Origin of the sequence: Roseibium album (genome assembly GCF_965233825.1) — a bacterium.
Taxonomy (GTDB): domain Bacteria; phylum Pseudomonadota; class Alphaproteobacteria; order Rhizobiales; family Stappiaceae; genus Roseibium; species Roseibium album.
In genome coordinates this window covers 5,022,870-5,042,138 of record NZ_OZ247583.1, presented here as the reverse complement: position 1 = coordinate 5,042,138, position 19,269 = coordinate 5,022,870, and the positions used below count along the sequence as shown (strand labels likewise).

Below are 19,269 nucleotides of genomic sequence, written 5' to 3'. Positions count from 1 at the left end.
TTTCTTTGCAAAATCGGCGTTGACAGGGCAGGTTGGCATCTGCATAACACGCGCCACGGGATTGCTCGCCCCTTTTGGATGGGCTTTCCGGTAAGCCATCCTGATCGCTTCGGCGTGAAGCAGGACGAGATGGAGGAGTGCCCGAGTGGCTAAAGGGGACGGACTGTAAATCCGTTGGCTATGCCTACGTTGGTTCGAATCCAACCTCCTCCACCATCGTTCCTGATTCTCTCGTTGTGCGGGTGTAGCTCAATGGTAGAGCAGCAGCCTTCCAAGCTGACGACGAGGGTTCGATTCCCTTCACCCGCTCCATCAAGGGGCATACCGGAATATCCGGAACGGAAGGCTCTTTCGCCCGGAAATCCTGAACATAGTTCTACGGGAAGCAAAACGTCGCTCGCGGATCTGTCCAAGGCGTCGGGGTGCGTCCCGCCTCGAGCCTGTATCGACCGAACCGAGTATTGGACAGAGAGCGACGCCGATGGCGAAGGAAAAATTTGAGCGCAACAAGCCGCACGTTAACATTGGCACGATTGGCCACGTTGACCATGGCAAGACGACGCTGACTGCTGCAATCACGATGACGCTTGCCGAAACTGGCGGCGCCGAAGCAAAAGCCTATGACGAGATTGACGGCGCGCCTGAAGAAAAGGCACGCGGTATCACGATCTCCACGGCCCACGTTGAGTATGAGACGGAAAACCGTCACTACGCTCACGTTGACTGCCCGGGCCATGCCGACTACGTGAAGAACATGATCACGGGTGCCGCGCAGATGGACGGCGCGATCCTGGTCGTGTCTTCAGCAGACGGCCCGATGCCGCAGACGCGCGAGCACATCCTGCTTGCCCGTCAGGTTGGCGTTCCGGCTCTTGTTGTTTTCATGAACAAGGTCGACCAGGTCGACGATGAAGAGCTTCTTGAGCTTGTCGAGATGGAAATCCGCGAATTGCTGGCTTCCTACGAGTACCCGGGCGACGACATTCCGATCGTCAAGGGTTCAGCGCTTGCAGCTGTCGAGAACCGCGATGCGGCGATCGGCCGTGACGCGATCCGCGAGCTGATGGCGCAGGTCGACGAGTACATCCCGACGCCCGATCGTCCGAAGGATCTGCCGTTCCTGATGCCGATCGAAGACGTGTTCTCGATCTCCGGCCGCGGTACTGTTGTGACCGGTCGTGTTGAGCGCGGTATCGTCAAGGTGGGTGAAGAAGTCGAGATCGTCGGCATCAAGGACACCACCAAGACGACGGTTACCGGCGTTGAAATGTTCCGCAAGCTGCTGGACAGCGGCGAAGCCGGCGACAACATCGGTGCGCTGATCCGCGGCGTTGGCCGCGAGGAAGTTGAGCGCGGCCAGGTTCTTTGCAAGCCGGGTTCCGTTACCCCGCACACGAAGTTCAAGGCCGAGGCTTACATCCTCACCAAGGAAGAAGGTGGCCGTCATACGCCGTTCTTCACCAACTACCGCCCGCAGTTCTACTTCCGTACGACGGATGTGACGGGTGTGGTGTCCTTGCCGGAAGGCACGGAAATGGTGATGCCTGGCGACAACGTCTCCGTTGACGTTGAACTGATCGTGCCGATCGCCATGGAAGAAGGCCTGCGCTTCGCGATCCGCGAAGGTGGCCGTACCGTCGGCGCAGGCGTCGTCGCATCCATCATCGAATAAGATGAATTCGGTTGCCGGGTCTTGTACCCGGCAACCGTCCCTCTTAAGTCTTGCGATGCGTGGCTTCAGAGGGTATCAGGAGCAAGGTCGCGTCGGCGATCCTCTGAAGGGGTATAGCTCAGCTGGTAGAGCGACGGTCTCCAAAACCGTAGGTCGCGGGTTCGAACCCTGCTGCCCCTGCCAATTTGCTCTTGATTAATCTGCCTCGAGGGCTTAAACAGTTTCCTCGAGTGAGGCGCGCGAAGATTTTTCGCGCGCCCACTCGTATTTAACAGACCGGAACCGGAATGGCGAAGACCAATCCCTTTAAATTTATCCAGGAAGTACGCGCTGAAACGTCCAAGGTGACGTGGCCGACGCGCAAGGAAACAGCCGTGACCACCGCCATGGTGTTCGTCATGGTGCTGATCGCTTCGATTTTCTTTCTCCTGGCCGATCAGCTGATGAGCTGGGGGATAGGTGCTCTTCTGGGTGTCGGCGGCTGAGTAAGACCGACCGTCCGGTTTGTAGACAAGAACAAGAAACGGAACTGAGAACCATGGCCAAGCGCTGGTATATTGTGCATGCCTATTCCAATTTTGAGAAAAAGGTCGCCGATTCCATCCGCGAGAAGGCCGAGCAGAAAGGGTTGACCGATCTGTTTGAGGAAATCCTCGTTCCCATGGAAAAGGTTGTCGAAGTGCGCCGCGGCCGCAAGGTCGATGCCGAGCGCAAGTTTTTTCCCGGCTACGTCCTGGTGAAAATGGACATGACCAACGAGGCGTTCCACCTGATCAAGGATACGCCGAAGGTGACCGGGTTCCTCGGTGCGGACCAGAAGCCGATGCCGATTCCGGAAAAAGAAGCGCTTCGCATCATAAATCAGGTGCAGGAAGGCGTTGACAGGCCGAAGCCGTCGGTCAGCTTCGAGGTTGGCGAGCAAGTGCGCGTGTCCGATGGGCCGTTTGCTTCGTTCTCCGGTCTTGTCGAGGAAGTTGACGACGAGCGGGCGCGCCTCAAGGTGGCGGTTTCCATCTTCGGAAGAGCAACGCCGGTGGAACTGGAATTCGGTCAGGTCGACAAGCTCTGACCGTTTGCCGCCCCGAGGGGCGGTTTGAGTGCCCGGTATCAGGTCCCTGTGACCGGTTTCCGGGAAAAATCGGTGGAAGGTTCTGACATTCTTCGCCGGATGTCGACGAGGGGCCGGACCACCACTCCCAACCAGCTGGATCGCCGTTCAGCTGCGAATGATTGGAGAGAATGATGGCGAAAAAAGTTCAAGGCTTCCTGAAGCTTCAGGTGCCGGCAGGCTCCGCTACTCCGTCGCCGCCCATTGGTCCGGCGCTTGGTCAGCGTGGTCTGAACATCATGGAATTCTGCAAGGCGTTCAACGCGCAGACCCAGGATGTTGAAAAGGGTGCTCCGTGCCCGACCGTGATCACGTACTACTCGGACAAGTCCTTCACTTTCGAAGTGAAGACGGCTCCGGTCAGCTTCTTCCTGAAGAAGGCTGCCAAGCTGCCGAAGGGTTCCGGAACGCCGGGTCGCGGCACCGTGGGTTCCGTGACCAGGGCGCAGGTGAAAGAAATCGCCGAAGCCAAGATGAAGGACCTGAACGCCAATGACGTCGACGCAGCAATGCTGATGGTTGAAGGCTCCGCCCGCTCCATGGGCTTTGAGGTAACGGAGTAAGATCATGGCGAAGGTTGGAAAACGTATCTCGGCCGCTCGTGAAGGCCTTGACCGGAACAAGCTTTATTCTCTTGACGAGGCGATCGGCCTTGTGAAGGGGCGTTCCAAGACCAAGTTCGACGAAACCGTCGAAGTTGCGATCAATCTCGGTGTGGATCCGCGCCACGCAGACCAGATGGTCCGCGGCGTATGTGTTCTGCCGAACGGAACAGGCAAGAATGTTCGCGTTGCGGTTTTTGCTCGCGGTGACAAGGCTGACGAAGCGAAAGCAGCCGGTGCAGACGTTGTCGGTGCCGAAGAGCTGGTTCAGGAAGTGCAGGGCGGCAAGATCGATTTTGATCGCTGCATCGCAACGCCTGACATGATGCCGCTGGTTGGCCGTCTTGGCAAGGTGCTCGGCCCGCGTGGCCTGATGCCGAACCCGAAGGTCGGAACCGTGACCCCGGACGTCAAGGCTGCTGTCAATGATGCCAAGGGCGGCGCGGTGCAATTCCGTGTTGAAAAGGCCGGTATCGTTCATGCCGGTGTCGGCAAGGTGTCCTTTAGCGAAGAAGCGATCTCCCAGAACGTAAAGGCTCTGGTTGACGCGGTTCAAAAGGCCAAGCCGTCCGGTGCCAAGGGTTCCTACATGAAGCGTATTGCCGTGTCCTCCACGATGGGCCCGGGCGTGAAAGTCGATCTCGCCAGCATTTCAGGCGAATAATCCGGGAGACCGGGTTGAGTAAAGATTTCGGCCGAAAGGCCGAATAGACCCGGCGGTTCGCTGCCGGGTTGCCCTGTCCGAGACTGCAGGTGCCGGGAGACCGGCTTAAGCAAACGGCCTGCATAGATGGGTGAGAACCGAATTCTCCGCGATTGCGGAAAACCAGGTTCGAACCAGACCTTGCCGTGCGTTCTGCGTGAAGGTGAGGGGACAGGACCCTGAGCGTCGCCCTTGAGGCGGTTCCGGGTTCGGAACCGACCGAGTGCGGCAAAGGTAACCGGTGGCGGCAACGCCACCAAATGGAGAAGGCAAGTGGAAAGAGCGGAAAAGCACGAGTTCGTGACGGCTCTCAACGCCGAGCTGGCTGACACCGGCGTCGTTGTTGTCGCGCACTATGCAGGTCTTTCGGTTGCTCAGATGACTGCATTGCGGGCATCTGTGCGTGAAGCCGGCGGTTCTGTAAAAGTCGCAAAAAACCGCCTTGTGAAACTCGCCCTTGAAGGCACCGACCTTGAGCATCTCTCCGACCTGTTTCAGGGCCCTACCGTACTCGTCTATTCAGACGATCCGGTAGCAGCACCGAAAGCAGCTGTCGATTTCGCCAAAGCCAACAACAAGTTGGAAATTCTTGGCGGTGCTCTTGGAACGACCAATCTGAACCCGGAAGGCGTCAAGTCTCTGGCAACCATGCCGTCGCTCGATGAGCTGCGCGCGAAACTGGTTGGCATGATCCAGACCCCGGCTTCCCGGATTGCTCAGGTAGTCAACGCACCGGCCGGGCAGCTCGCCCGCGTCTTCGGCGCGTATGCCGACAAGGACGAAGCCGCATAAGGCGTCCAAACACACTGTCTAACGAAACCAACACTGGTTCGAATTTAAGGTACTGAGAAAAATGGCTGATCTTGAAAAGCTCGTAGAAGAACTGTCCGCACTGACCGTCATGGAAGCTGCTGAACTCAGCAAGCTTCTGGAAGAAAAGTGGGGCGTTTCTGCCGCAGCTCCGGTTGCAGTTGCTGCCGCTGCCGGTGGTGGCGGTGAAGCTGCTGCTGCCGAAGAGAAAACCGAATTTGACGTTGTTCTGACATCTGCTGGTGACAAGAAAATCAACGTCATCAAGGAAGTCCGCGCAATTACCGGTCTTGGCCTGAAGGAAGCTAAGGAACTCGTTGAGTCCGCTCCGAAGGCTGTCAAGGAAGGCGTTGCCAAGGACGAGTCTGAAGAGCTGAAGAAGAAGCTGGAAGAAGCAGGCGCTTCTGTAGAGCTTAAGTAACAAAGGCTTTTGCCTTTTGAACGGTCCCGTTTGTCGGGACCGTTTGTTGCCCCGGCGGGTCCAACCCGTTTCCGGGGCAAATGCACCACTAGGGCAAGTTGATTCGCGGCGTGCGAGTCAGGTGTTCTGGGCCCCATAACCCGGTCAACCTTTCCGCTTTGGTTGCAGCAGGTTGATCTTGGGGGACGGTTTTCCGAAGCGCCCGGGCAGGGCGGCCCGATTGGATAAGGGGCGTTTCGGGAAGCCGTTACCCGGCCGATACGAGGAGCGACAATGACCCAAACGTTCAACGGTCGCAAAAAGGTCCGTAAATATTTCGGATCGATCCGCGATGTCGCGGCAATGCCCAATCTCATCGAGGTACAAAAAGCATCCTACGACCAATTTCTTCAGGTCGATGAGATGCAGGGCGGCGGCCGCAAGATAGAAGGCCTTGAAGCGGTCTTCCAGTCCGTGTTTCCCATTTCCGATTTTGCCGGAACTTCCCTACTTGAGTTTGTATCCTACGAATTCGAAGCTCCCAAATACGACGTGGACGAGTGCCGCCAGCGTGACATGACGTTCGCCGCACCGCTGAAGGTAACCTTGCGTCTCATCGTCTTTGATGTCGATGAAGACACAGGGGCCAAGTCCGTCAAGGACATCAAGGAACAGGATGTCTACATGGGCGACATGCCGTTCATGACAGACAACGGCACCTTTATCGTCAATGGCACAGAGCGCGTGATCGTTTCCCAGATGCACCGTTCCCCGGGTGTTTTCTTCGACCACGACAAGGGCAAGACCCATTCCTCCGGCAAGCTTCTATTCGCCGCCCGCGTGATCCCCTATCGCGGGTCATGGCTGGATATCGAATTCGACGCCAAGGACATTGTCCACGCGCGTATCGACCGCCGTCGGAAGATCCCGGTCACGTCGCTGCTGATGGCTCTTGGCCTCGACGGCGAGGAAATCCTGAACACCTTCTACAAGCGTATCGACTATACGCGGCAGAAGGATGGTTCCTGGCGCATGCCGTTCGACGGTGCTCGCCTGAAGGGAACCAAGGCCTCCTATGATCTGATCGATGCAGATAGCGGTGAAGTCGTCGTTGAAGGTGGCCGCAAGATTACGGCACGCACGATCCGTCAGCTGAGTGAAAAGGGCATTACGGCCCTGAAGGTCACGGACGAAGACCTGCACGGTCAATATCTTGCTGAAGATATCGTTGACGCGCAGTCGGGCGAGATCTACGCGGAAGCGGGCGACGAGATCACCGGCAAGCTGCTGGAAGAACTTGTTGAGCGCGGTTATCACGAATTGACGATGCTCGATATCGACCACGTCAACACCGGTGCCTATATCCGAAACACGCTTGCGGTCGACAAGAACGAGTCCCGTGAGGATGCGCTCTTTGACATCTACCGTGTCATGCGTCCGGGAGAGCCGCCAACCATCGACACTGCGGAAGCGATGTTCCAGTCGCTGTTTTTTGACGACGAACGGTATGACCTGTCTGCTGTTGGCCGCGTGAAGATGAACATGCGTCTTGACCTGCAGTGTGAAGACACGGTCCGCACACTGCGCAAGGAAGACATCCTTGAAGTTATCCGTGTCCTGCTCCAGCTGCGTGACGGCAAAGGCGACATCGATGACATCGACAACCTTGGCAACCGTCGTGTGCGGTCGGTCGGCGAACTGATGGAAAACCAGTATCGCGTCGGCCTGCTTCGCATGGAACGCGCGATCAAGGAACGCATGAGTTCCGTGGAAATCGACACGGTCATGCCGCAGGATCTGATCAATGCGAAACCGGCCGCTGCTGCCGTCCGCGAATTCTTCGGGTCTTCGCAGCTGTCGCAGTTCATGGACCAGACCAACCCGTTGTCTGAAGTCACCCACAAGCGCCGCCTGTCGGCGCTCGGTCCGGGTGGTCTGACACGAGAACGTGCAGGCTTCGAGGTTCGCGACGTTCACCCGACACACTACGGCCGCATCTGCCCGATCGAGACCCCGGAAGGTCCGAATATCGGTCTGATCAATTCGCTGGCGACTTTTGCTCGCGTGAACAAGTACGGCTTCATTGAAAGCCCGTACCGCAAGGTCGATGATGGGGTCGTAACCAACGAAGTCATCTATCTTTCCGCAATGGAAGAAGCCAAGCACTATGTGGCGCAGTCCAATGCGGAATATGACGCGGAAGGCCGGTTCACAACCGAACTTATCACCTGCCGTCATGCAGGTGAGAACATGATGGTTCCGTCCGACAAGGTCGACCTGATGGACGTTTCGCCGAAACAGCTTGTTTCTGTTGCGGCAGCGCTCATTCCGTTCCTGGAAAACGATGACGCCAATCGTGCGCTCATGGGTTCGAACATGCAGCGTCAGGCGGTGCCTCTTGTGAGCGCCGAAGCGCCATTTGTCGGCACGGGTATGGAACCGGTTGTCGCGCGCGATTCAGGTGCCGCGATCGGTGCACGCCGCGCGGGTGTGGTCGATCAGGTAGACGCGACACGTATCGTTATTCGTGCGACGGAAGATCTCGATCCCGGCAAGTCCGGTGTCGATATCTACAGGCTGCAAAAGTTCCAACGCTCCAACCAGAACACCTGCATTAACCAGCGCCCGCTGGTGCGTGTCGGTGATCGGGTCCACAAGGGCGACATCATTGCTGACGGCCCGTCCACGGATCTGGGCGACCTGGCTCTCGGCCGGAACGTGCTTGTCGCGTTCATGCCGTGGAACGGTTACAACTTCGAGGATTCCATCCTTCTTTCCGAGCGGATCGTTTCCGACGACGTCTTCACTTCCATCCACCTTGAGGAATTCGAGGTGATGGCGCGTGATACCAAGCTTGGTCCGGAAGAGATCACCCGCGACATTCCCAACGTTTCAGAAGAAGCGCTGAAGAATCTCGACGAGGCCGGCATCGTCTATATCGGTGCGGAACTCAATCCGGGTGACATTCTCGTCGGCAAGATCACGCCGAAGGGCGAGAGCCCGATGACTCCGGAAGAAAAACTTCTGCGAGCCATCTTCGGCGAGAAGGCCTCCGACGTGCGCGACACGTCCCTACGCCTGCCGCCAGGGGTTTCCGGTACTGTGGTCGAAGTGCGTGTCTTCAATCGCCATGGCGTCGAAAAAGACGAACGGGCGATGGCGATCGAGCGCGAGGAAATCGAACGTCTCGCAAAGGACCGGGACGACGAGCAGGCAATCCTCGACCGCAACGTCTATGGCCGTCTCGCAGAAATGCTGATGGACAAGACTGCTGTTGCCGGTCCCAAGGGCTTTGGCAAGGACGCTGTTCTGACCGGGGATGTTCTCAACGACTTCCCGCGGTCGCAGTGGTGGCAGTTCGCTACCGACGACGAAAAGTTCATGTCCGAAATCGAAGCCTTGCGCGGTCAGTACGACGACAGCCGCAAGCGTCTCGAGCAGCGGTTCATCGACAAGGTCGAAAAACTGCAGCGCGGTGATGAACTGCCTCCTGGCGTCATGAAAATGGTCAAGGTCTTTGTTGCCGTGAAGCGCAAGCTTCAGCCGGGTGACAAGATGGCCGGCCGTCACGGCAACAAGGGCGTGGTTTCCAAGATCAACCCGTGCGAGGACATGCCGTTCCTGGAAGACGGTACGCATGTCGATATCGTGTTGAACCCGCTCGGCGTGCCGTCCCGCATGAACGTCGGCCAGATCCTGGAAACTCACCTGGGCTGGGCCTGCCGCGGCATGGGTAACCGGATTGGCGAAATGTACGAAGAGTACAAGCGCTCCGGTCAGCTTGACGAGCTTCGCGGAAAGATCGTCGAGATCTACGGCGACAACATGAAGGGCGACAACGTCCAGGAATACGATGACGAGAGCATCGTTCGCCTGGCCGACCAGCTGAAGAAGGGTGTTTCCATCGCGACGCCGGTCTTTGATGGCGCGCGTGAACCCGATGTTGTCGAAGCACTGAACATCGCCGGTTACGACTCGAGCGGTCAGTCCGTGCTGTTTGATGGACGAACCGGTGAAGAGTTCGACCGCAAGGTGACCGTGGGCTACATCTATATGCTGAAGCTCCACCACCTTGTCGACGACAAGATCCATGCCCGTTCGATCGGCCCGTACTCGCTCGTTACCCAGCAGCCGCTTGGTGGTAAGGCGCAGTTCGGTGGCCAGCGTTTCGGGGAAATGGAGGTCTGGGCGCTCGAGGCATACGGTGCAGCCTATACGCTGCAGGAAATGCTCACAGTCAAGTCGGACGACGTGGCCGGCCGTACGAAGGTCTACGAGGCCATCGTTCGCGGCGACGACACCTTCGAGGCGGGCATACCGGAAAGCTTCAACGTGCTTGTGAAGGAAATGCGGTCCCTGGGTCTCAATGTTGAACTGCAACGGACTGATGTACCCGCGATTGGCGAGGAAGAAACTGCGGATGCCGCAGAATAATCCCGTCAACGGACGCAATATGACTTGGCATGCCGGTCACGGAGAGGGGTGTTTGGACCCGCTCTCCGGCCGCGCATCGAAGGAGATGGATCATGAATCATGAGGTCATGAACCTGTTTAATCAACAGGCTCCCGCACAGACCTTCGACAATATCCGGATTTCGCTTGCGAGCCCGGAAAAGATCTTGTCCTGGTCTTTCGGCGAAATCAAAAAGCCGGAGACCATCAACTACCGTACGTTCAAGCCTGAACGCGACGGCCTGTTCTGCGCACGTATCTTCGGCCCGATCAAGGACTATGAGTGCCTTTGCGGCAAGTACAAGCGCATGAAATACAAAGGCGTTATCTGCGAGAAGTGTGGCGTTGAAGTCACCTTGTCCAGGGTTCGCCGTGAGCGTATGGGCCACATTGAACTGGCCGCTCCGGTTGCGCATATCTGGTTCCTGAAGTCCTTGCCGAGCCGCATCGGTCTGTTGCTTGACATGACACTGAAGGATCTGGAACGCGTTCTTTATTTCGAGAACTATGTGGTTCTCGAGCCGGGTCTGACCCCGCTCAAGCAGCATCAGCTTCTTTCCGAAGAAGACTATGTCGCCGCTCAGGACGACTACGGTGAAGACGCCTTCACGGCGATGATCGGTGCCGAAGCGATCCGCGAAATCCTGATGAGCATGGATCTCGAGCGCGAAAGCGAAAAGCTACGCCAGGAAATCGCCGAAGCAACCACTGAGCTGAAGCCGAAAAAACTGGCAAAGCGCTTGAAGGTCATCGAGGCATTCATGGAATCCGGCAATCGTCCGGAATGGATGATCATGACGGTTGTCCCGGTCATTCCACCGGATCTGCGTCCGCTGGTGCCGCTCGACGGCGGACGTTTCGCAACGTCCGACCTCAACGATCTCTACCGTCGCGTGATCAACCGGAACAACCGTTTGCGCCGCCTGATGGAATTGCGCGCTCCGGACATCATTATCCGGAACGAGAAGCGTATGCTTCAGGAATCTGTGGACGCGCTGTTCGACAACGGTCGCCGCGGCCGCGTCATCACCGGTGCCAACAAGCGTCCGTTGAAGTCGTTGTCCGACATGCTGAAAGGCAAGCAGGGCCGTTTCCGGCAGAACCTTCTCGGCAAACGCGTCGACTATTCCGGCCGTTCGGTGATCACGGTTGGCCCGGAGCTGAAACTTCATCAGTGCGGGCTGCCGAAGAAGATGGCGCTTGAACTGTTCAAGCCCTTCATCTATTCGCGCCTCGACGCCAAGGGTTTCTCTTCGACTGTCAAGCAGGCGAAGAAGCTTGTGGAGAAGGAACGTCCGGAAGTCTGGGATATTCTCGACGAGGTGATCCGCGAGCACCCGGTTCTTTTGAACCGTGCGCCGACGCTTCACCGTCTCGGTATCCAGGCGTTCGAACCGACCCTGATCGAAGGCAAGGCCATCCAGCTGCATCCGCTCGTCTGTTCGGCGTTCAATGCAGACTTTGACGGTGACCAGATGGCTGTTCACGTGCCGCTTTCGCTGGAAGCCCAGCTTGAAGCGCGTACGCTGATGATGTCCACCAACAACATTCTGCACCCGGCCAACGGTGGTCCGATCATTGTTCCGTCGCAGGATATTGTTCTCGGTCTTTACTACCTCTCCATCATGGCAGAGGGAGAACCGGGCGAAGGCATGGCCTTTGGTGATATCGGTGAAATCCATCACGCGCTGGCCAACAAGGTCATCACGCTGCACACCAAGATCAAGGGTCGTTACAAGTCCATTGATGCGGACGGGAACCCGACTTCCGAGATCATCGAGACGACACCTGGTCGGATGTTGATCGCCGAGTTATTGCCCAAGCACTTCGAAGTCCCGTTCGAAGCTTGCAACAGGCTGATGACCAAGAAGGAAATCTCCAAGATGATCGACACGGTCTACCGTGCCTGCGGTCAGAAGGAGACGGTTATTTTCTGCGACCGGATCATGGAACTCGGCTTCAAGAATGCCTGTAATGCCGGCATTTCGTTTGGTATGGACGACATGGTCATTCCTGATACCAAACAGAACCTGGTTGCCGAAACCTCGTCGCTCGCGACTGAATACGAGCAGCAATACAATGACGGTCTGATCACCCAGGGCGAAAAGTACAACAAGGTTGTCGATGCCTGGGCGAAATGCACCGACAAGATCGCTGATGAAATGATGGCGCGCATCAAGGCGGTTCAGATCGACGACGAGACAGGACGTCAAAAGCCGATGAACTCGGTCTACATGATGTCTCACTCCGGTGCGCGTGGTTCGCCACAGCAGATGAAGCAGCTCGCCGGCATGCGCGGCCTGATGGCCAAGCCGGACGGTTCGATCATCGAAAACCCGATTATCTCGAACTTCAAGGAAGGCCTGTCGGTTCTGGAGTACTTCAACTCCACCCACGGTGCCCGCAAGGGTCTGGCCGACACTGCCTTGAAAACGGCGAACTCGGGTTATCTCACTCGTCGTCTTGTGGACGTTGCTCAGGATTCAATTATCCTGGAGCCGGATTGTGGCTCTGAACGCGGCATCACCGTTGCACCGATCGTCGATGCCGGTAATGTCATTGCCTCTCTCGGCATGCGCGTTCTCGGCCGTACGACGGCAGAGGACGTCGTCAACCACCTGACCGGCGAAGTGATCGTGCCCAGGGGTACGCTCATCGACGAGAAGGATGTCGAGGCGATCGAAGGAGCCAAGGTCCAGCAGATCAAGATCCGTTCGGTTCTCACCTGTGAAACAGAAACCGGCGTCTGTGCAACCTGTTATGGTCGTGACCTCGCACGTGGCACGCCGGTCAACCTCGGTGAAGCTGTCGGCGTCATCGCGGCGCAGTCCATCGGTGAACCGGGCACCCAGCTGACCATGCGTACGTTCCATATCGGCGGAACGGCGCAGGTCGTCGACAGCTCCTTCATCGAGTCCAATGTTGACGGAACGGTCAAGATCCGGAACCGGTCGGTGCAACGCGACTCCGACGGCAACCTCATTGCCATGGTACGCAACATGTCCATCGTTGTTATCGACAGCGACGGAAACGAGCGTGCAGTTCACCGTGTCGCATACGGTTCCAAGCTGCATGTCGACGAAGGTGACGCGGTCAAGCGCGGTCAGCGGATTGCCGAATGGGATCCCTACACCCGTCCGATGCTTGCGGAAGTTGACGGCGTGGTTGACTTCGAAGATCTGGTTGACGGAGCTTCTGTTCAGGAAACTGCCGATGAGGCGACCGGTATCACCAAGCGTATCGTCATCGACTGGCGGTCGTCGCAGCGTGGTGCGGATCTCAAGCCTGCCATCGTCATCAAGGACGACAAGGGTACGATTTCGAAAAACTCGCGCGGATCCGATGCTCGCTTGATACTGTCCGTGGATGCGATCCTGTCCGTTCAGCCTGGCTCCACAGTCAAAGCTGGTGACGTCCTGGCGCGTATTCCCCTGGAGAGTGCCAAGACCAAGGACATCACCGGTGGTCTGCCGCGAGTTGCGGAACTGTTCGAAGCTCGCCGTCCGAAGGATCATGCTATCATCGCTGAAATCGATGGTACGATCCGTTTCGGCCGCGACTACAAGAACAAGCGTCGCATCATCATCGATCCGGCAGAGGATGGCGCGGAACCCGTCGAATATCTCATCCCGAAAGGCAAGCACTTCCACCTTCAGGAAGGCGATGCCATTGAAAAAGGTGAGTACATTCTCGACGGCAACCCGGCACCGCATGACATTCTGGCTGTCAAGGGCGTGGAGGCACTTGCTGCCTATCTCGTCAATGAGATCCAGGAAGTCTATCGTCTGCAGGGTGTGACCATCAACGACAAGCACATCGAAGTGATTGTCCGCCAGATGCTGCAGAAAGTCGAAATCACCGATCCGGGCGATACCGAGTTCTTTTCGGGCGAACAGATCGACAAGATCGACTTCGAGGAAGCGAACGAGAAGGCCATCGACAATGCCCGGGATCCCGCGAAAGGTGTTCCCGTTCTGCTGGGTATTACCAAGGCATCTCTGCAGACGCGGTCGTTCTTCTCTGCAGCGTCGTTCCAGGAAACGACCCGTGTCCTTACCGATGCAGCGGTCAACGGCAAGACCGATCCGCTTGTCGGCCTGAAGGAAAACGTCATTGTCGGCCGTTTGATTCCGGCCGGTACCGGCGGGGTCATGAAACGTATCCGCAAGATTGCCTCGCATCGCGATGACCTGATCCAGGAAGCGCAGCGCCAGCAATCTTCAGAAAGCGCGGCTGAAGGCCTGCTGGAAGATATGACGGGTGCAGCCGAGTAATCGGCACTGGCAAAACTGATCGAAAGGCCGCCTCCGGGCGGCCTTTCTGTATGGACCAGAGTTGAGAGCAATATGATGAACGACAACGAAGTCGAAATGGAACCGGTGGTCTATATCGTCATCGGCCGGGTCTGGGAAAACGAAGAAGCGCTGCCGGATGATGCCGTGACGATTCATGCACTTCTGAGAGCGCCGGACGATGATGATGCGGTTCGCAGAACCCTTGAAGCCCTGCAGGGCCAGGGTTTTGCCGAAGCCGAGCTTGACCAGATCGGGGTCATGGACGGGGAACCCGACGATCCGCTTTACGAAGGGGCCTACCAGGATGCGCTCGCGGGCAATGTGGCAATCGTGACTTTTTCCGGTGAAGGCTGACCGGGTTCGTTACGGATGACGCACTCCCGGGCTGTTGTGCGGCACGTGTTCCGCGAGGCGTCCGAAGCAGCATATTCGAGCCGGAAATGTGAGGCGCGAGACCGATCGTCGACGTTGGCCGGGACCTGTGGTGAGTCGGCATTGACCTATAGCCGGTTTCACCTGTGAATCTTACAGACATTTAACAAGGAATACCCGAACGATTCCTTGCTTTGATCGCTCGCAGAATTCGGCTACGAAATAAAATTACGCGAATCCACTTCAAATAGTGCGCAAAGTTATGTCAGGCCATTGAATTCATTGCAATAATTTGAACTGATGGATGATCGTCAATGCAATCATGGTTTTTTCGACAAAGCACTTGACGCATGGGGTGCATATGAGTAGGTTCCGCGCATCCCAAGGGCAGGCGGTAAGAGTGAACCGTCCAGCGCTGATCCAAGGCGCAGGACCCAATCCTTTTAAACGCTGCCGGGTATAGATAGGCGAATACGCGTCGATTGCATGACCGCGGGTTTACTCGTGGTCCTCTGGTTTTTCGCAGCGCCGGCCGCTCTCAGAGCGTGCGGGCGCGATTTTGCATGTTTGTTGGCTTGCAAGATCGGCGAGGGACTGCAGTTGCATACGAATTTTTGGATGGACAAGGTAAAGGGCAAAGAATGCCGACCATCAACCAGTTGATCCGCAAGCCGCGGAAAGATCCGCCGAAGCGGAACAAGGTGCCGGCCATGGAGGCCTGCCCTCAGAAGCGTGGTGTTTGCACCCGCGTTTACACGACGACGCCGAAGAAGCCGAACTCGGCTCTGCGTAAGGTGGCCAAGATCCGCCTGACCAACGGCTTCGAAGTCATCGGCTACATCCCGGGTGAAGGTCACAACCTTCAGGAACACTCGGTGGTGATGATCCGTGGCGGCCGCGTGAAGGATTTGCCGGGTGTTCGCTACCACATCATCCGTGGTGTGCTCGATACCCAGGGCGTCAAGGATCGTAAGCAGCGCCGTTCGAAATACGGCGCCAAGCGGCCGAAGTAAGGAGCACATTAGATGTCCCGTCGTCACCGCGCAGAAAAACGCGAAATCAACCCGGATCCGAAATTCGGGGATATGGTCGTCACCAAATTCATGAACTCCATCATGTATGACGGCAAGAAATCCACCGCCGAGCGCATCGTTTACGGTGCTTTCGACGTGGTCGAGAACAAGACCCGCGAGAACCCGATCGAGGTTTTCCATGCGGCTCTTGAAAATGTCATGCCGCAAGTGGAAGTCCGCTCCCGCCGTGTTGGTGGTGCGACCTACCAGGTCCCGGTCGAGGTCCGCAACGAGCGCCGTCAGGCTCTTGCGATTCGCTGGTTGATTACCGCCGCGCGCAACCGCAACGAAACCACAATGGTTGACCGCCTGTCTGGCGAGCTGCTCGATGCAGCAAACAACCGTGGTACCGCAGTTAAGAAGCGTGAAGATACGCACCGGATGGCAGACGCCAACCGCGCGTTCTCGCACTACCGCTGGTAAAAGTTACTTCGAAGGGCTGACGCTATGTCGCGCACGCATAATATCGAGGACTACCGTAACTTCGGCATCATGGCTCACATCGATGCTGGCAAGACCACTACGACCGAGCGGATCCTCTACTACACTGGCAAGAGCCACAAGATCGGCGAAGTTCATGATGGTGCCGCCACCATGGACTGGATGGAGCAGGAGCAGGAGCGTGGTATCACGATCACCTCTGCTGCAACCACCGCTTTCTGGAACGACAAGCGGCTGAACATCATCGACACCCCGGGCCACGTTGACTTCACCATTGAAGTCGAGCGTTCGCTCCGTGTTCTCGACGGCGCCGTTGCTCTTCTGGACGCTAACGCCGGTGTCGAGCCGCAGACCGAAACTGTCTGGCGTCAGGCCGACAAGTACAACGTCCCGCGGATGATCTTCGTCAACAAGATGGACAAGCTGGGCGCCGATTTCGATCGCTGTGTCACCATGATCAAGGAACGCCTTGGCGCGACTCCGCTGGTCATGCAGCTGCCGGTTGGCGCCGAGAGCGAATTTGCCGGCTGTGTCGACCTTCTTAAAATGAAGGCTCTGATCTGGCAGGCTGAAAATCTTGGTGCTGCCTGGGATGAAGTCGACATTCCTGCCGATCTTGCCGATCGTGCGCAAGAACTGCGCGACGCTATGATCGAGACTGCCGTCGAAGTTGACGAAGAGGCAATGGAAGCTTACCTGGAAGGTGAAGAGCCGACCATGGAAAAGCTGAAAGAGCTGATCCGCAAGGGTACCATCAGCGGCGAATTCGTTCCGATCTTCTGTGGTTCCGCATTCAAGAACAAAGGTGTGCAGCCACTGCTGGACGCAGTTGTCGACTTCCTGCCGAACCCGGTCGAAGTGCCGGCGATCAAGGGCATTGACCCGAAGACCGAAGCTGAAGTCGAGCGGAAGTCTTCGGACGAAGAGCCGCTTGGCCTGCTGGCATTCAAGATTGCAAACGACCCGTTCGTCGGCTCGCTGACGTTCTGCCGCATCTATTCCGGTGTTCTGAACAAGGGTACGTCCCTTCTCAACACGGTGAAAGACAAGCGTGAACGCGTTGGTCGCATGATGCAGATGCACTCCAACTCCCGCGAGGACATTGATGTTGCATATGCAGGCGACATCGTTGCTATTGCAGGTCTGAAGGACACGACGACAGGCGACACGCTGTGTGATCCGCTTAAGCCGGTGATCCTGGAGCGCATGGAATTCCCCGAGCCGGTCATCGAGATCGCGGTCGAGCCGAAAACCAAGGGTGACCAGGAAAAGATGGGCCTTGCCCTGAACCGCCTGGCAGCCGAGGATCCATCCTTCCGCGTGAAGACGGACGAGGAATCCGGTCAGACCATCATCGCCGGAATGGGTGAGTTGCACCTTGATATCATCGTCGACCGCATGAAGCGTGAATTCAAGGTCGAAGCGAATATCGGTGCACCTCAGGTTGCATATCGCGAAACAATCACCAAGGTTGCCGATGTGGACTACACCCACAAGAAGCAGTCCGGTGGTTCCGGTCAGTTTGCTCGTATCAAACTCACCATCGAGCCGGCAGAGCCGAACGAAGGTTATGTCTTCGACAGCAAGGTTGTCGGCGGTAATGTTCCGAAAGAATACATTCCGGGCGTTACCAAAGGTATCGAGAGCGTCATGTCCTCTGGACCGCTGGCTGGTTTCCCGATGCTCGACATCAAGGCAACTTTGACCGACGGTGCATACCACGATGTCGACTCTTCTGTTCTGGCCTTCGAGATTGCCGGTCGTGCCGGCTTCCGCGAAGCCATTCAGAAGGCTGGCCCGAAATTGCTCGAGCCGATCATGAAAGTCGAGGTTGTCACCCCGGAAGACTACATGGGTGACGTGATTGGTGACCTGAACTCCCGCCGCGGCCAGATCGCGGGTACGGAGAACCGGGGCATCGTGACAGTCATCACCGCAATGGTTCCGTTGGCCAACATGTTTGGTTACGTGAACAATCTGCGTTCCATGTCTCAAGGCCGCGCACAGTACTCGATGGTGTTCGATCACTACGAGCAGGTGCCGCAGGCTGTCGCCGAAGAGGTTCAGGCGAAATACGCCTGAACCTGACCTCTTAACGTCAAGAAGAAATAGAGAAACGGAGTAATCCGATGGCGAAGGAAAAATTTGAGCGCAACAAGCCGCACGTTAACATTGGCACGATTGGCCACGTTGACCATGGCAAGACGACGCTGACTGCTGCAATCACGATGACGCTTGCCGAAACTGGCGGCGCCGAAGCAAAAGCCTATGACGAGATTGACGGCGCGCCTGAAGAAAAGGCACGCGGTATCACGATCTCCACGGCCCACGTTGAGTATGAGACGGAAAACCGTCACTACGCTCACGTTGACTGCCCGGGCCATGCCGACTACGTGAAGAACATGATCACGGGTGCCGCGCAGATGGACGGCGCGATCCTGGTCGTGTCTTCAGCAGACGGCCCGATGCCGCAGACGCGCGAGCACATCCTGCTTGCCCGTCAGGTTGGCGTTCCGGCTCTTGTTGTTTTCATGAACAAGGTCGACCAGGTCGACGATGAAGAGCTTCTTGAGCTTGTCGAGATGGAAATCCGCGAATTGCTGGCTTCCTACGAGTACCCGGGCGACGACATTCCGATCGTCAAGGGTTCAGCGCTTGCAGCTGTCGAGAACCGCGATGCGGCGATCGGCCGTGACGCGATCCGCGAGCTGATGGCGCAGGTCGACGAGTACATCCCGACGCCCGATCGTCCGAAGGATCTGCCGTTCCTGATGCCGATCGAAGACGTGTTCTCGATCTCCGGCCGCGGTACTGTTGTGACCGGTCGTGTTGAGCGCGGTATCGTCAAGGTGGGTGAAGAAGTCGAGATCGTCGGCATCAAGGACACCACCAAGACGACGGTTACCGGCGTTGAAATGTTCCGCAAGCTGCTGGACAGCGGCGAAGCCGGCGACAACATCGGTGCGCTGATCCGCGGCGTTGGCCGCGAGGAAGTTGAGCGCGGCCAGGTTCTTTGCAAGCCGGGTTCCGTTACCCCGCACACGAAGTTCAAGGCCGAGGCTTACATCCTCACCAAGGAAGAAGGTGGCCGTCATACGCCGTTCTTCACCAACTACCGCCCGCAGTTCTACTTCCGTACGACGGATGTGACGGGTGTGGTGTCCTTGCCGGAAGGCACGGAAATGGTGATGCCTGGCGACAACGTCTCCGTTGACGTTGAACTGATCGTGCCGATCGCCATGGAAGAAGGCCTGCGCTTCGCGATCCGCGAAGGTGGCCGTACCGTCGGCGCAGGCGTCGTCGCATCCATCATCGAATAATCGACAGCCGGGCCTGCCGGT

14 protein-coding genes and 3 tRNA genes are annotated in these 19,269 nt (G+C 57.3%); all 17 read left to right on the top strand.

Features of this window, described 5'->3' with window-relative positions; translation table 11 throughout:
- Nucleotides 1–131: 131 nt before the first annotated feature.
- Nucleotides 132–216, top strand: a tRNA-Tyr gene (locus ACO6TI_RS23085).
- A 22-nt stretch (nucleotides 217–238) separates the two neighbouring features.
- A tRNA-Gly gene (locus ACO6TI_RS23080) sits at nucleotides 239–312 on the top strand.
- Nucleotides 313–481: 169 nt separating this feature from the next.
- A complete protein-coding gene (gene tuf / locus ACO6TI_RS23075) occupies nucleotides 482–1,672 on the top strand; it encodes an elongation factor Tu (RefSeq protein ID WP_055115943.1) in 1,191 nt (396 codons plus the stop codon).
- Nucleotides 1,673–1,779: 107 nt separating this feature from the next.
- Nucleotides 1,780–1,855, top strand: a tRNA-Trp gene (locus ACO6TI_RS23070).
- A 104-nt stretch (nucleotides 1,856–1,959) separates the two neighbouring features.
- On the top strand, nucleotides 1,960–2,157 hold the full coding sequence (secE, locus tag ACO6TI_RS23065) for a preprotein translocase subunit SecE (protein ID WP_029060810.1): 198 nt from the start codon (nucleotides 1,960–1,962) through the stop codon (nucleotides 2,155–2,157).
- A gap of 53 nt (nucleotides 2,158–2,210) precedes the next feature.
- Nucleotides 2,211–2,741 (top strand): transcription termination/antitermination protein NusG, encoded by a 531-nt coding sequence (gene nusG / locus ACO6TI_RS23060; protein WP_029060809.1) that lies wholly within the window; start codon nucleotides 2,211–2,213, stop codon nucleotides 2,739–2,741.
- Between the two features lie 173 nt (nucleotides 2,742–2,914).
- Nucleotides 2,915–3,343: a 50S ribosomal protein L11 gene (gene rplK, locus ACO6TI_RS23055; protein ID WP_055116827.1), complete on the top strand. Its 429-nt coding sequence runs from the start codon at nucleotides 2,915–2,917 to the stop codon at nucleotides 3,341–3,343.
- A gap of 4 nt (nucleotides 3,344–3,347) precedes the next feature.
- Nucleotides 3,348–4,046: a 50S ribosomal protein L1 gene (gene rplA / locus ACO6TI_RS23050; protein WP_422383449.1), complete on the top strand. Its 699-nt coding sequence runs from the start codon at nucleotides 3,348–3,350 to the stop codon at nucleotides 4,044–4,046.
- A gap of 312 nt (nucleotides 4,047–4,358) precedes the next feature.
- Entirely contained in the window at nucleotides 4,359–4,877 is a 519-nt protein-coding gene (gene rplJ / locus ACO6TI_RS23045) for a 50S ribosomal protein L10 (RefSeq protein ID WP_029060806.1), read from the top strand.
- A gap of 61 nt (nucleotides 4,878–4,938) precedes the next feature.
- Nucleotides 4,939–5,316 (top strand): 50S ribosomal protein L7/L12, encoded by a 378-nt coding sequence (rplL, locus tag ACO6TI_RS23040; RefSeq protein WP_055115953.1) that lies wholly within the window; start codon nucleotides 4,939–4,941, stop codon nucleotides 5,314–5,316.
- A 273-nt stretch (nucleotides 5,317–5,589) separates the two neighbouring features.
- Entirely contained in the window at nucleotides 5,590–9,729 is a 4,140-nt protein-coding gene (gene rpoB, locus ACO6TI_RS23035) for a DNA-directed RNA polymerase subunit beta (protein WP_055115951.1), read from the top strand.
- A 92-nt stretch (nucleotides 9,730–9,821) separates the two neighbouring features.
- A complete protein-coding gene (gene rpoC, locus ACO6TI_RS23030; protein ID WP_055115948.1) occupies nucleotides 9,822–14,021 on the top strand; it encodes a DNA-directed RNA polymerase subunit beta' in 4,200 nt (1,399 codons plus the stop codon).
- A gap of 75 nt (nucleotides 14,022–14,096) precedes the next feature.
- Entirely contained in the window at nucleotides 14,097–14,396 is a 300-nt protein-coding gene (locus tag ACO6TI_RS23025; RefSeq protein WP_055115946.1) for a hypothetical protein, read from the top strand.
- A gap of 659 nt (nucleotides 14,397–15,055) precedes the next feature.
- Nucleotides 15,056–15,427, top strand: coding sequence for a 30S ribosomal protein S12 (gene rpsL, locus ACO6TI_RS23020; RefSeq protein WP_006936459.1), 372 nt, complete (start codon nucleotides 15,056–15,058; stop codon nucleotides 15,425–15,427).
- Nucleotides 15,428–15,439: 12 nt separating this feature from the next.
- Nucleotides 15,440–15,910 (top strand): 30S ribosomal protein S7, encoded by a 471-nt coding sequence (rpsG, locus tag ACO6TI_RS23015; RefSeq protein ID WP_029060801.1) that lies wholly within the window; start codon nucleotides 15,440–15,442, stop codon nucleotides 15,908–15,910.
- 24 nt (nucleotides 15,911–15,934) lie between these two features.
- Nucleotides 15,935–18,010 carry an elongation factor G gene (gene fusA / locus ACO6TI_RS23010; protein ID WP_055115944.1) on the top strand — a complete coding sequence of 692 codons (2,076 nt, stop codon included), beginning with the start codon at nucleotides 15,935–15,937 and terminating at the stop codon, nucleotides 18,008–18,010.
- A gap of 47 nt (nucleotides 18,011–18,057) precedes the next feature.
- Complete coding sequence (gene tuf, locus ACO6TI_RS23005; protein ID WP_055115943.1) at nucleotides 18,058–19,248, top strand: elongation factor Tu; 1,191 nt, start codon at nucleotides 18,058–18,060, stop codon at nucleotides 19,246–19,248.
- The last annotated feature ends 21 nt before the right edge of the window (nucleotides 19,249–19,269 follow it).

What these genes read in the sequence shown, in the direction of transcription:
- tuf (WP_055115943.1), top strand. Translation starts at nt 482, where the DNA reads ATGGCGAAGGAAAAATTTGAGCGCAACAAGCCGCACGTTAACATTGGC.
- rpsL (WP_006936459.1), top strand. Translation starts at nt 15,056, where the DNA reads ATGCCGACCATCAACCAGTTGATCCGCAAGCCGCGGAAAGATCCGCCG.
- secE (WP_029060810.1), top strand. Translation starts at nt 1,960, where the DNA reads ATGGCGAAGACCAATCCCTTTAAATTTATCCAGGAAGTACGCGCTGAA.
- rpoB (WP_055115951.1), top strand. Translation starts at nt 5,590, where the DNA reads ATGACCCAAACGTTCAACGGTCGCAAAAAGGTCCGTAAATATTTCGGA.
- rpsG (WP_029060801.1), top strand. Translation starts at nt 15,440, where the DNA reads ATGTCCCGTCGTCACCGCGCAGAAAAACGCGAAATCAACCCGGATCCG.
- nusG (WP_029060809.1), top strand. Translation starts at nt 2,211, where the DNA reads ATGGCCAAGCGCTGGTATATTGTGCATGCCTATTCCAATTTTGAGAAA.
- fusA (WP_055115944.1), top strand. Translation starts at nt 15,935, where the DNA reads ATGTCGCGCACGCATAATATCGAGGACTACCGTAACTTCGGCATCATG.
- rplL (WP_055115953.1), top strand. Translation starts at nt 4,939, where the DNA reads ATGGCTGATCTTGAAAAGCTCGTAGAAGAACTGTCCGCACTGACCGTC.
- tuf (WP_055115943.1), top strand. Translation starts at nt 18,058, where the DNA reads ATGGCGAAGGAAAAATTTGAGCGCAACAAGCCGCACGTTAACATTGGC.
- rplK (WP_055116827.1), top strand. Translation starts at nt 2,915, where the DNA reads ATGGCGAAAAAAGTTCAAGGCTTCCTGAAGCTTCAGGTGCCGGCAGGC.
- rplA (WP_422383449.1), top strand. Translation starts at nt 3,348, where the DNA reads ATGGCGAAGGTTGGAAAACGTATCTCGGCCGCTCGTGAAGGCCTTGAC.
- rpoC (WP_055115948.1), top strand. Translation starts at nt 9,822, where the DNA reads ATGAATCATGAGGTCATGAACCTGTTTAATCAACAGGCTCCCGCACAG.
- ACO6TI_RS23025 (WP_055115946.1), top strand. Translation starts at nt 14,097, where the DNA reads ATGAACGACAACGAAGTCGAAATGGAACCGGTGGTCTATATCGTCATC.